Below are 11,604 nucleotides of genomic sequence, written 5' to 3'. Positions count from 1 at the left end.
AGATGCGAGCGAGCCCAACCGGGCAGACTGCATCATCCAATTCGCGGGGCGAGGGAGGCCAGAAGGAATGGTCGGCTCCCGGGAGATCACGGCATAAGCCGTCCAACCACTGCGCAGGGAAGGCCGAGTGATCGGCACCACCTGTATGCTGCTGTGCGGTTCTTNCTGCGNGTGCTTTTCGCGCAGCGGACCGCGGGTGCGAGCCAGCACCCGGCCTTCCCTGCGCCCTCTTGGATGAGAGGGTCGCGAGACCAAGCAAAGCTCGGGCGAAATGCGCCGCGAGGCCGCGATGCCGCGTCTGCAACTTGAGCTGCGTGCCACAATCTCAATCTCGTAGGGTGGGCAAAGCGCAGCGTGCCCACGCCTTGTCGCTCATGGACGGAGATCGTGGGCACGGCGCTATGCGCCTTTGCCCACCCTACGGCACTGCCGCTGGGATGTGCACCGGAGCATCGCAATGACATTTGGAGACAGCGTGCGCCCGCTCCGCTCTTGTACCCCGGACGCAGCGCAGCGTTATCCCGGCGATGCGAAGCATCGTCCGGTTCGACGGTGTGCTGCAGAGCCGGGCCATCCATCCGCATCGCGCCGTGTTGCCTTGGGTCCCGGCTCTGCGCCGCAACGCTTGCGCGTTGCAGCTCGTCCGGGACACGTGCCTCAATGACCGCGCTTCATCCTCTCCGCGCCATCCACCACCTCCGGTGCCATCGCCGCCCATGCGCTCGATGCGAATTGCCGGCGCCAGGTCACGACCACCACGGCGGCCGTGGTCACGAACAGCAGCCAGGGGCTGACGAACCAGCCGAGATAGCCGAGCGCGAAGAAGAAGGCGCGCTGGCCGCGGTTGAAATGGCGGCCGGCGGATTCGAACAAGCGCGTGGTGCGGATGACATGGGCTTCCGCCTCCGGCGTGTCGCGCCGTTCGGCCGGGGGCATGCCGCCGAACAGGATCGCGACATAGTTGAACAGGCGATAGGACCAGGCGAATTTGAAGAAGGCGTAGACGCAGATCAGCACGAGGCCGACGCATTTCAGCTCCCACATCGCCGGCGACGTGCTGAGGTCGATCGGCAGCTTGCTCAGAATCGTGATGGCGTCGTTGGTGGCGTGCAGCAGCGCCAGCGCACCGCCGAGCGCGATCAGGCTGGTCGAGGCGAAGAAAGCGGTTCCGTTCTGCAGCGAGGCCATGATCTGCATGTCGACCATGCGCGTCTCGCGATCGAGCAGCCGGCGCACCCAGACCTCACGATAGCGGTTCATGCGCGCCGACAGGCTGTCGCGGCCGTAGGCCGAATGCTCCAGCGTCAGGGCATAGACCAGCCATTCGATGATGAAGAAGCCGACCGCGGTGATGTCGACCCAATGCCTGCTCATCTCTCTCTCCTCGCAAGCCGCCACGATTGCCACGCATGGCAGGATGCGGCAACGATTGATTGGCGGCACGCGATGGCGTTAAAAGCGGCTCGCTTCAAAGCGTCTCGGGAAGGACTGATGACATGGCTGCGCTGAAACTCGCGATCGGCAACAAGAACTACTCGTCATGGTCGATGCGGCCATGGCTCGCGCTTCGCGCCAACGACATCCCGTTCGTGGAGACGCTGATCCCGCTCTACACCGACAATCCCGCGGACAAGGAGCAGATCCTGTCGTTCAGCCGTGCCGGCAAGGTGCCGGTGCTGGTCGACGGCGATGTCACGGTGTGGGATTCGCTCGCCATCATCGAATACATCGCCGAGCGCTATCCGGAGGTGAAGCTGTGGCCCGACGACGTCGCCGCGCGCGCGCATGCCCGGTCGGTGTGCGCCGAGATGCATTCCGGCTTCGTGGCGCTGCGCAACGAATGCGGCATGAACCTGCATCGGCCGATCCGCCCCGTGACGCTGTCGGCCGACGCCAAGGCCAACATCGCGCGCATCGAGGAGATCTGGCGCGAATGCCGCACACGCTATGGTGCCAAGGGTCCGTTCCTGTTCGGCCGCTTCGGCGCGGCCGATGCGATGTACGCGCCGGTGGTGCATCGCCTGCGCACCTACGCGATCGACGTCGCGCCGGACACCAAGGCCTACATGGAGACGATGATGGCGCTGCCGGCGTTCCAGGAATGGACCCGCGACGGGCTGGCCGAAACCCTTGTCATCGCGAAGTTCGAGGACGCCTGACCGGTCGGTCCGAACGAGGCCGCTGGCTGTGTGCCGGCCGGCGGCGCTCACGTTCCGGACATTGACTGGCGCCATATGCCATTCGGGCTGCGACCGGCCCTGCGACATGCCGCCTGAACATGCGGCCCCGGCGGTATCATCGACCGGCCGGTTCCATCCCTATCATTCTGAAAAGACTGCAGGATTTACGCGCTTGCCATGGTGGCATGGCGCTGGCCAAAACGGCAGGTCGCGTGCTATACAGCGCCTGGGTTTCTGGCCGGCCGTCGCAGTGGGACCATGGGCGAGGCAGGCGTTGTTTGAGTGATGGAGAGGGTGTTGAAGCACAAATTCCCGATTGGAACGCGCGTATTGTTCACGGCCAGCAACGTCGCGCGCCCTGCTGCCAGCGGCTCGTACGAGGTCATCCGCCTGCTGCCGACCGACGGCGACGACTGCCAGTACCGGATCAAGAGCTCGACCGAAGCTTTCGAACGCGTCGCCAAGGAAAGCCAGCTCGCGCTCTCCTGAAGACCGACGCTCCCCGCGCATTCGCGCCCTCTGCGGAATTGTGTCCTGCCGCCGTCAAAAGGCCCGCTTCACCTTCGCAAGGTGGGCCTGGGGGGCAGTTGCCGACTCGCGGTGCTCGCTTGACCATTCGCTCTCTGCTCGCGTGAGGGGACGTCGCGCATGAACTGGGCATGGGCCACTTCGCTCGACCAAATCTGGCGCTCGCCGGCCTTTCCGATGTGGATGACGCTGGCGGCTGCTGGATTCTTCGGATTGATCCTGCTGATCACGCTGCTGCGCGCCGACAGGTCGGTCGCCAACGGCGCGCTGACCGTGATCACGCTGCTGTCCATCGCGATCGCCGGAGCTGCCACCGTGCGCGTCTATGGACCGGCGGGGCAGGACGCTCCGACCGAAGTGCGCGCGCAAGGTGCCGTCATCGCGAGCCTGCCGGCGCTGTCCTGTCTCGACGATCTCGCCGGCGATGCGGTCGCCATTGGCTGCGAGAAGGCGCTGTTCGGCTCGCCGGATGCCGCGGCTGCCGCCGTCTCCTACACCGCGGCCCGAATCGACCGGCTGACCGCGCTCGGTGATGCCGCGACCGCCGAGAAGAGCCTCACGACGGACATGAAGGTGCTGCGCAAGGCGCTGGAGCACGATCGCTACGGCCTCGTCGCGCAGGTGCTGGTGGTGCGCGACGGCTGCACGCAGTTCGAATGCGCCGCGTTCCGCTCGCTGACCGACCAGCAGCGGGTTGCCGCCAACATGGACGCCCATCTCTACGACATGCTGGTCGCGCGCTATGCCCCAACCTGGAACGCGCCTGCAACGGCGTCGGCGGTGCCGGCCACGGCCGCGCTTGCCGGGCTGCCGCCCGCGATGCCGACGGGCAAGCCGACCAGCGCTGAGTTCCCGAGCGCCTCGTCGACGCCGCCGGTGAGCATCATGAATCCGGAGCCCACGGCGACGACGCGCCAGGCGGCGCCCGCCGCCGCGAACGCAGTGCCGGCACCGCGCGCGCCCGCCGCGACGTCGGCACAGGCCGCCGCACCACCGGCCGCGAAGAAGCCGCCGGCCCCGAAGGCTGCGCGTGCTCCCGCGGCAGCACCGGTTCCGCTCGCTCCGCCGCCAGCCTCGGCGGCCGCGCCCGCGCCCGCGGCTGCGGATAACGAGTAGATCAGCATTCCAAATGCGGTGCTGCCCGGCTAATGCTTGGGCATGCCGCTACATCTGATCAAGCTCGCCGTCGGTTGCGACTCCGTCAAGGAATTGAAGGAGTGGATCGCCGAACGGATGCAGACCGCCAAGAAGAAGGGTCTGCCGCAACGTCACATCCACATCACCCGCATGGTCCCCAAGCGCGATGCCGAGATCCTCTCGGGCGGGTCGCTCTATTGGGTGATCAGGGGCGAGATCGCCGCGCGGGAAAAGATCATCGGCATCGAGCCGTTCCGCGACAAGGACGGTATCGGCCGCTGCCGGATCGTGATGCAGCCGAAGGTCGTCTCGGTCTCGCCGCGGCCGATGCGCCCGTTCCAGGGCTGGCGCTATCTCGCCGACGATTCCGTGCCGCCCGATCTCGGCAAGTCCGCCGCCGGCTCGATCGCGGCGATGCCGGAGCCGATGCGGCGCGAATTGCGCGATCTCGGGCTGCTCTAAACCGCGATATTGTCGATCAGCCGGGTGTTGCCGAGCTTGGCGGCGACCAGAATTCGCAACGGGCCGTCCTTGCGCGAGGTGAGGGGCGCCAGCGTCTCGGCATGGCGCGCTTCGTAATAGTCGAGCGCAAAGCCGGCCGCCTCGATCGTCGCGGCACCACGCTTCATGGCCGACGCAACGGCTTCGCCGGCACGGATGCGGCCGGCGCTGTCCTTCATGGCACGGTAGAGGATGGGGGCGGTCTGCCGCTCCTCGGGCGACAGATAGACGTTGCGCGAGGACATCGCGAGCCCGTCGCGCTCGCGTACGGTGCGGGAGCCGACGACCTTGACGCCGAGGTCGAGGTCGCGCGCCATCTGCGTCACCACCCGCAACTGCTGAAAGTCCTTTTCGCCGAAGATCGCAAAGTCCGGCCGGCACTGCGTGAACAGTTTGCCGACCACGGTGGCGACGCCGCCGAAGAAATGCGGGCGGAAGCGGTCCTCGAGGCCGGCGAGCGCCGGTCCCTCCGGCATGATGCGGGTGGCAAAGCCCTCCGGATACATCGCCGCGACGCCGGGGTGCCAGACGATATCGACATCCTCGGCCGCGAGCTTGGCGATGTCGGCCTTCCAGGTGCGCGGATAGGCACCGAAATCCTCGGTCGGGGCGAACTGGGTCGGGTTGACGAAGATCGAAACCATGACGCGGCTGGCGCGCCGCTTGGCGAGGCGGACCAGAGACACATGCCCGTCATGGAGGGCCCCCATGGTCGGGACCAGCGCGATCGTGGCCTTTCGCTTGCGGAGATTGTCGACGGCGCGGCGCAAGGTTGGGACCGTGCGGGCGATCAAGGGGCTTGCTGACATCAGGACTCGACAGGGTTGGGAATCGGCGCGGCATGACCTGGCGCCAGGGGCGACTAACCTTAACAAGCGGCGATCGTGGACGCCATGCATCCGGATGCGGCACAGCATCCCGCGCAAGGCGCGCGCGATGTCGCGACATTGTGGCTGGATCACAGACGAAAGACGACGCCGCGATTCATGAAGAACGGCGCAATACGATTTGCATTACCTGTCACGCATTTCACTTGACCGCAGACGCGGCCAACTCGAAGATATTCATCAGGGGTGTTGAGGATCGCCATGCTTGTGCAGGCTAGCCAAGGCCAATCCGGCTCGGCGCATGTAGTCGTGCTCGGCAACGAGAAGGGCGGTTCCGGCAAGTCGACCACCGCCTTGCACATCGCGGTTGCGCTCCTGAAGGCGGGCCAGCGCGTCGCTACCATCGACCTCGACTGCCGTCAGCAGAGCTTCACCCGCTACATCGGCAACCGCTCTGCCTGGGCGCGCCGCACCAAGCTCGACCTCGAACTGCCGGTGCATCGCTGCATCAAGCTCGGCGAGACCATGCAGATCGCCGAGAACGAGAATTCCGAGTTCCAGCAGTTCATGGAGGCGGTCTCGGCGGTCGAGAGCAGCTTCGACTTCATCGTCATCGATACGCCGGGCACCGACAGCTATCTGATGCGGCTGGCGCACTCGATGGCCGACACCCTGGTCACGCCGATCAACGACAGCTTCCTCGATTTCGACGTGCTCGGCACCGTCGATCCCGCCAACTACGCGGTGACGGGCGAGAGCCATTACGCCGAGATGGTGCGCGACGTCAGGCGCAAGCGCCGCCAGCTCGACGGCTCGACCACCGACTGGATCGTCGTGCGCAACCGCCTGTCGATGCTCGGCTCGCGCAACAAGCAACTCGTCGCCGAGGGGTTGAAGGATCTGTCGCTGCGGCTCGGCTTCCGCTACGTCGACGGCTTCGCCGAACGCGTCGTCTATCGCGAATTTTTCCCGCGCGGCCTGACCGCGCTCGACGAGATCGACGAGGCCACGCTCGGCATGCGCCCCAATCTCGGCCATCTCACCGCACGGGAGGAGGTGACGAGCCTGCTCCGCCAGCTCAAGCTGCCGCTGGACGAGCGCGGCCGCCGCCGCGCCGCCAACCGGGCCGAGTGGTTCAACCAGGTCGACAAGCCGCTCGAGGTCCACGACATCCTCGGCGCCTGAGCCGGCGGTATGTCACTACTTCCGATCGATCTGATCGATCTGAGGGCCGGGCTCTCCAGGGAACTGTGGCCGCGTTTCGCCGTTTTCACCTTACGTTGACCGTGAAATTGAACCCAATTGAGACCGGTTGCGTCGGATGGTGAAGTACACCCTGACGTAGCCTGGCGAGGACGGGATGCCCATAAAACGTGTGCGGCGCACAATGAAAGGGCTGCCGGTTCACAATATTTGGCCTTCCTGTCACGCGCCTGTGACATATATTAGCGAATAGGCGACAAGGGGCCGAAGAGCCCCGGAAGAACACGATTTTCAACAGGGATTCAGGCCGCAAGAGCCTGAGGCTGAGGACGAAAATGAAGCGTGGAATTGCCGTTCTGGTTTCGGTCAGTGCTCTCTGCGGCATCGCCTATTTCACGGCGAGCAAGTGGGCGATCAAGCACGAGACCATTACCTTCTACGACGCCTCGCGCGACAATCGCCCGGTGCCCGTCGACATCGCGGTGCGTCGCGATAAGGAAATGCAGGCCAATGCCGGCATGATCACGCTGCCGGTCGCGGTGATCAATCACGGCAACACCGTCAAGAACACCGAGTACGGCTTCCTCGCCAACATCTTCGCTGCGCGCGGCTACATGGTCCTGAGCCCGCAGCACGACTTGCCGACCGATCCTCCGATGGTGACCAAGCCCGGCGAGCTCTATGTCGGCCGGCTGCCGCAGATCCTGCGCGGTGTCGCCAACATCCATCTCGCCGTGCAGGAAATGAGGAAGCTTCAGCCCAACGCCGACTACGACAAGGTCACCATGGTCGGCCATTCCATGGGCGGCGACATCACCATGTATTTCGCCAAGCAGTATCCGGATGAGGTCAAGAAGGTCGTCACGCTCGACAATCTGCGCGTGCCCTTCGTCACCGCCGGCAAGTTCAAGATCCTGTCGTTCCGCTCCACCGATCCGCAGTTCAAGGCCGATGCGGGCGTGATCCCGACGGACGAGGAATGCGAGAAGGCGGGTATCCAGGTCGTGAAGACCGAATTCCAGCACAACGACATGCGCGACACCGGTCCGGACGTCGCCAAGAACTCGATCCAAGGCATGCTCGACAAATTCCTGAGCGCGACCGACAGCGAGATCGCGCCGGTCGACACGCAATCCTCGCCGCCCAATATCCTGGAGCCCGGTCCGGTCGCCTTGATGGGGCCTGCCAAGAGCTGACATCTTCTCCCTGACGGTCCCTCATCGTCAGTCACGATCTGCAAAGCCCCCGCCAGCCTCTGCCGGCGGGGGCTTTGCACATTGACCGGGCAGCTTGCGCTAACCACATTAGCTGCCCACGCAGGGTCAAGGCATGTCGGGCGAACCCATCAAACCGCGCAGCGGCGATGCCGTCTCGGCGCAGGCAGGCCGCGCGGTGCCGCAGGCCGGAACGTCGACTGCGGAAGACATCGCCGCCTTCGTTGCCAAGGCGCAGGCGATGTCACCGCATGCGCCGGGCGCGAAGGGGCGGCTGATCTTCGCGCTGGATGCGACGATGAGCCGGCAGCCGACCTGGGACATGGCCTGCGCGCTGCAGGCCGACATGTTTCGCGAGACCGCCGCGCTCGGCAGTCTCGACATCCGCCTGGTCTATTATCGCGGCTTCAACGAGTGCCGCGCCACGGGGTGGATCTCCGACAGCACCAGGCTTGCGGCGTTGATGAGCAAGATCGATTGCCGCGGCGGCGACACTCAGATCGGCAAGGTGCTGACCGAGGCGCGGCGCGAAGCGGTCGCATCGGGCGTGCGCGCCGTCGTCTTCGTCGGCGATGCCATGGAGGAGAAGGTCGACGAGCTCTGCGCCAAGGCCGGCGAGCTCGGCATGCTCAAAGTGCCCGTGTTCGTGTTTCAGGAAGGTCATGATGCCGTCGCCGAGCAAGCCTTTCGCGAGATCGCGCGCCTGACGGGTGGCGCCTGGTGCCGCTTCGATCCGGGCGCGGCGGCGCAGTTGCGCGAGCTGCTGCGGGCCGCTGCGGCCTATGCCGCCGGCGGTCGCGAGGCCCTGTTGAAACTGGCGAAGACCGCGAGCGGCGCGGCCAGGCTGATCGGCCAGATGAAATAGCGCTCAGGCATCGCGGCGAGGCGTATGCCATGCATTTTGCCGCGAGGGCGACTATATTCCGGTCATGACCCTGATCGCCGGCGCTGTCGCTGTTATCACGCTTTATCTGCTGCTCCAGATGTTCCGAGCCGCCAACCCAGCGGTGCTGGCGAGGGCCATCAGGTTCGGTGGCGGCGTGGTGGCGCTGGCGGTCGCAGCCTTCACGGGCTTGCGGGGCGAACTGGTGGTGGCGATCCCGCTCGGGATTTTCGGCGCCGGCCTGCTGGGCTGGACGCCGCTGGCAAACGCCGGCTTCGGCAATGTCGGCGGGTTGTTCGGCGGCGGTGGTGCTGCGCCCGCGTCAGGGCAGTCCTCACGCGTGCGTTCGCAATTCCTGGATATGCGGCTCGACCACGGCTCTGGCCAGCTCGGCGGGCAGATCGTCGCCGGGCCTCACGCCGGGCGCGATCTCGGTGAGTTCGATCTCGCTAGCCTGCTGGCCATGGTCCCGACATTCGACGCCGAGAGCGTGGCCTTACTTGAAAGCTATCTGGACCGCCGGTTTCCCGCCTGGCGTCAGAACGCGCAGAGCGATGCGGCAGGGGGGCAGCGCCGCACGGCGGCGAGCGGCAAAATGACGGCGGAGGAGGCCTATCAGATCCTTGGCTTGCAGCCGGGGGCGGGGCGTGACGACATCAGCCGGGCCCACAAGACCCTGATGAAGAAACTCCATCCCGACCAGGGGGGGTCGAACTACCTCGCTGCCCGTGTAAACGAGGCCAAGGATACTCTGCTTCGTACGCATAACGGCTAACTCCGGCACCACGCTACAAACGCCCGTACCGCGTGAGCTCCGCTTGCTCTGTCTGCCGTCGCCCTGACACCCGCCATTGTCGGCGTGGTTGATCTCTTGAGTAAAGTTTTAACCGTAAATCCTTGACGAGAAGTTGTCGCGGAACTGGCATCGAGACCTGCCAAAAACAAAAATGCCCGCGGCACAGCGCGGGCATTTTGATCGGAGCGTTGCGAAAGATCAGTTGCGGACGGTGATGCAGGAGATGTCGGCGCGCTTCAGGGTACGGCAGACGGCTTCGGCCTGGTCGCGCTCGAGCCCAGCGAAGCGGGCGCGATAGAGCTTGCGATTGTCCTTGGCGACGACCTCGGTGAACGGATCGGCCTTGCTGAGCAGGCCGCGGGCCGAGCTGCGCGCGGCGTCGATGCGCTGCTGGGCTTCGTTCTCGCTCTCGAGCGCGCCGACCTGGACGATCCAGCCGCTGTGGGTGACGACCGGCTTGGTGGTGGCGCTCATCTGGACCGGCATCGGATCGGCGGAGGCGAGCTTCGGAGCGGCCGGGGCGGGCGCGGCAGCCGTTGCGGCCGGCAGCACCCCGAGGATGCCGTTGCCGGTGCCGAAGCCCGCCGGCTGCCGCGGCAGCTCGGTGCGGGCGATCTCGGCCTTCGGTGCTTCCGGCTGGCTGACCACCTCGGGCTTGTTGATGAGATCGGCCCGGGCGACGACGGCGGTGGAGGTTTCCGCGACGTCGGAGCGGGACGAAATGGCGTTGGTGACCGGCGGTGCGACCTGAGCGGGGGCAGCGGAGGCGACCTTCACGGCGCCGGCCTTGACCTGAACCGTCTTGACCCGAACCGGCTTCATCGGCTCGGACGAGCCGGGGATGATCGAGAGCGGCTGGCTCGAGATCACGCCATTGGTGAGCGGCGCCGGCTCGATCCTGGATTCCGTCGGCCGAACTTCAGGCTTGGCTTCGGACCTGGGCTGGGCCGGCGGCACCGCGGCAGTCGCAGCCGCGAGCGTCGACAGGCGTGCGGCCAGACGCGACGGAGCGGCTTCAGGAGCAGGGGCAGAGGCGGCCTGAACCTGAGGAACAGCGCGGGCCGGGATAGGCGACGCGTCGGCGACCTCGGTGCTGGCGTCAGCGCCGTTGCGCTCCGTGACCGCGGCGACGGTGTGGGTGGTCGCGCCCTTCTCAAGATTCTCCGCGAGCAGGTTGCGCATGATCGCATCGCGCGAGCCGCCGCTGCGGCCGCCGAGCACGACACCGATCAAATGACGGTTGCCGCGGCGCATCGAGGTCACGAGATTGAAGCCGGAGGCGCGGGTGTAGCCGGTCTTGATGCCGTCAACGCCCTCGACATTGCCGAGCAGGTGATTGTGGTTGCGGATCGACTGTCCGCGCCAGTTGAAGGTCGCGGTCGCGAAATAGCGATAGTAGCGCGGGAAGCGCTCCTGGATGGCGCGGCCGAGCGTGGCTTGGTCGCGCGCGGTCGTGACCTGCTCGTCGTTGGGAAGGCCGTTGGCGTTGCGGTACACCGTCTTGGACATGCCGAGCGAGCGCGCCTTGCGCGTCATCATCTGGGCGAAGTCGTCCTCGTCGCCGGCGATCGCTTCCGCGATCACCACCGCGGCGTCGTTGGCGGAGCGGGTGACGAGACCCTTGATCGCGTCCTCGACACGGATGGTCTGGCCGGCACGCAAATTCAGCTTGGTCGGATCCTGATCGGCGGCGTGCTGGGACACCGGCATCTCGGTGTCGAGCTTCATCTTGCCGGACTCGAGACGCTCGAACAGCAGATAGAGCGTCATGATCTTGGTGAGCGAGGCAGGGTGACGGATGCCGTCCGGGGCGTTCGACTGAAGCACCGCGCCGGAATTGCCGTCGACGATGATGGACGCGAATTTCGGGCTGGAGCTCTCGGACACATCGCGCTGCACCCGGTGGTGCGCGTAATGGCGGCGATGACGCCGCGCCTCGGCGGCATCGGTGGTGAAGATGACCGCGGTGGTGACCGTAAGAAGCCCGAAAACGCCAACCCGCGCCAAGCGCGAGGAAGACAAGTTTTTACGAAGCATGGAACCCCGTCCCCGTTTCTCAACTGATCACCGGCTCGTGAGGCGAAATTGTGCCCAATGGACCCGGGATCATTACCTGCTCAGGCTGTCCCTCCGCTGGTGTTCGCCGCGGGGGACGTTGGGCCTGAACCGCTATTCTGGCTAAGGTGATGGTCTCAAACGGCTTTGACCGTCTGCGGAAGCTGAACACGTCCAGGGAATCAGGGTAGGGGCCCGCGGTTTCCAAATGCTTAAAGAACCCTTGCGGGAAACCCCGGGAATCTCCGCGAAGTGAGTCCAAATTTGTGCGTCGCACAAA

General features: G+C 65.7%; 11 protein-coding genes. 8 read left to right on the top strand and 3 right to left on the bottom strand.

All coding sequences use genetic code 11. The features are described from left to right. Positions 1-657 precede the first annotated feature (657 nt). Positions 658-1,374, bottom strand: a complete 717-nt coding sequence (locus A3AS_RS0129815) for a DUF599 domain-containing protein (protein WP_018321160.1) — start codon at positions 1,372-1,374, stop codon at positions 658-660. Between the two features lie 122 nt (positions 1,375-1,496). Between A3AS_RS0129815 and A3AS_RS0129810 the strand changes: the two genes are divergently transcribed. The 4 genes from A3AS_RS0129810 (at position 1,497) to A3AS_RS0129795 (ending at position 4,307) form a co-directional block, all read left to right on the top strand. Next, entirely contained in the window at positions 1,497-2,159 is a 663-nt protein-coding gene (locus tag A3AS_RS0129810; RefSeq protein ID WP_026202496.1) for a glutathione S-transferase family protein, read from the top strand. Between the two features lie 306 nt (positions 2,160-2,465). After that, the gene (locus A3AS_RS0129805) at positions 2,466-2,669 is read left to right on the top strand and encodes a hypothetical protein (RefSeq protein WP_018321158.1); all 204 of its coding nucleotides are present in this window, start codon (positions 2,466-2,468) and stop codon (positions 2,667-2,669) included. Between the two features lie 159 nt (positions 2,670-2,828). After that, complete coding sequence (locus tag A3AS_RS0129800) at positions 2,829-3,824, top strand: hypothetical protein (protein WP_018321157.1); 996 nt, start codon at positions 2,829-2,831, stop codon at positions 3,822-3,824. Between the two features lie 42 nt (positions 3,825-3,866). Beyond that, positions 3,867-4,307: a DUF1489 family protein gene (locus tag A3AS_RS0129795; protein WP_018321156.1), complete on the top strand. Its 441-nt coding sequence runs from the start codon at positions 3,867-3,869 to the stop codon at positions 4,305-4,307. On the opposite strand, the gene panC is transcribed toward A3AS_RS0129795, so the two are convergent. Continuing rightward, positions 4,304-5,155 (bottom strand): pantoate--beta-alanine ligase, encoded by an 852-nt coding sequence (gene panC, locus A3AS_RS0129790; RefSeq protein ID WP_018321155.1) that lies wholly within the window; start codon positions 5,153-5,155, stop codon positions 4,304-4,306. The two genes, A3AS_RS0129795 and panC, sit on opposite strands and share 4 nt — an antisense overlap. Before the next feature lie 279 nt (positions 5,156-5,434). Between panC and A3AS_RS0129785 the strand changes: the two genes are divergently transcribed. The 4 genes from A3AS_RS0129785 (at position 5,435) to A3AS_RS0129770 (ending at position 9,248) form a co-directional block, all read left to right on the top strand. Continuing rightward, on the top strand, positions 5,435-6,358 hold the full coding sequence (locus A3AS_RS0129785) for a division plane positioning ATPase MipZ (RefSeq protein WP_018321154.1): 924 nt from the start codon (positions 5,435-5,437) through the stop codon (positions 6,356-6,358). A gap of 353 nt (positions 6,359-6,711) precedes the next feature. Continuing rightward, positions 6,712-7,572 (top strand): alpha/beta fold hydrolase, encoded by an 861-nt coding sequence (locus tag A3AS_RS0129780; RefSeq protein WP_018321153.1) that lies wholly within the window; start codon positions 6,712-6,714, stop codon positions 7,570-7,572. A gap of 133 nt (positions 7,573-7,705) precedes the next feature. Beyond that, positions 7,706-8,455, top strand: coding sequence for a hypothetical protein (locus tag A3AS_RS0129775; RefSeq protein ID WP_018321152.1), 750 nt, complete (start codon positions 7,706-7,708; stop codon positions 8,453-8,455). Between the two features lie 64 nt (positions 8,456-8,519). Further along, positions 8,520-9,248, top strand: a complete 729-nt coding sequence (locus A3AS_RS0129770; RefSeq protein ID WP_018321151.1) for a DnaJ domain-containing protein — start codon at positions 8,520-8,522, stop codon at positions 9,246-9,248. Between the two features lie 219 nt (positions 9,249-9,467). On the opposite strand, the gene A3AS_RS0129765 is transcribed toward A3AS_RS0129770, so the two are convergent. Further along, a complete protein-coding gene (locus A3AS_RS0129765) occupies positions 9,468-11,306 on the bottom strand; it encodes a D-alanyl-D-alanine carboxypeptidase (protein WP_018321150.1) in 1,839 nt (612 codons plus the stop codon). Positions 11,307-11,604 lie beyond the last annotated feature (298 nt).

Origin of the sequence: Bradyrhizobium sp. WSM2793, assembly GCF_000379585.1 — a bacterium.
Lineage (GTDB): Bacteria > Pseudomonadota > Alphaproteobacteria > Rhizobiales > Xanthobacteraceae > Bradyrhizobium.
Note: the sequence above shows the minus strand (reverse complement) of the source record. Positions and strands in the feature narration are given on the sequence as shown.

Bases quoted from the DNA above. Each gene is read 5' to 3' on its own strand.
- A3AS_RS0129810 (WP_026202496.1), top strand. From the start codon at position 1,497: ATGGCTGCGCTGAAACTCGCGATCGGCAACAAGAACTACTCGTCATGG.
- A3AS_RS0129800 (WP_018321157.1), top strand. From the start codon at position 2,829: ATGAACTGGGCATGGGCCACTTCGCTCGACCAAATCTGGCGCTCGCCG.
- A3AS_RS0129805 (WP_018321158.1), top strand. From the start codon at position 2,466: ATGGAGAGGGTGTTGAAGCACAAATTCCCGATTGGAACGCGCGTATTG.
- A3AS_RS0129785 (WP_018321154.1), top strand. From the start codon at position 5,435: ATGCTTGTGCAGGCTAGCCAAGGCCAATCCGGCTCGGCGCATGTAGTC.
- panC (WP_018321155.1), bottom strand. From the start codon at position 5,155: ATGTCAGCAAGCCCCTTGATCGCCCGCACGGTCCCAACCTTGCGCCGC.
- A3AS_RS0129780 (WP_018321153.1), top strand. From the start codon at position 6,712: ATGAAGCGTGGAATTGCCGTTCTGGTTTCGGTCAGTGCTCTCTGCGGC.
- A3AS_RS0129775 (WP_018321152.1), top strand. From the start codon at position 7,706: ATGTCGGGCGAACCCATCAAACCGCGCAGCGGCGATGCCGTCTCGGCG.
- A3AS_RS0129795 (WP_018321156.1), top strand. From the start codon at position 3,867: ATGCCGCTACATCTGATCAAGCTCGCCGTCGGTTGCGACTCCGTCAAG.
- A3AS_RS0129770 (WP_018321151.1), top strand. From the start codon at position 8,520: ATGACCCTGATCGCCGGCGCTGTCGCTGTTATCACGCTTTATCTGCTG.
- A3AS_RS0129815 (WP_018321160.1), bottom strand. From the start codon at position 1,374: ATGAGCAGGCATTGGGTCGACATCACCGCGGTCGGCTTCTTCATCATC.
- A3AS_RS0129765 (WP_018321150.1), bottom strand. From the start codon at position 11,306: ATGCTTCGTAAAAACTTGTCTTCCTCGCGCTTGGCGCGGGTTGGCGTT.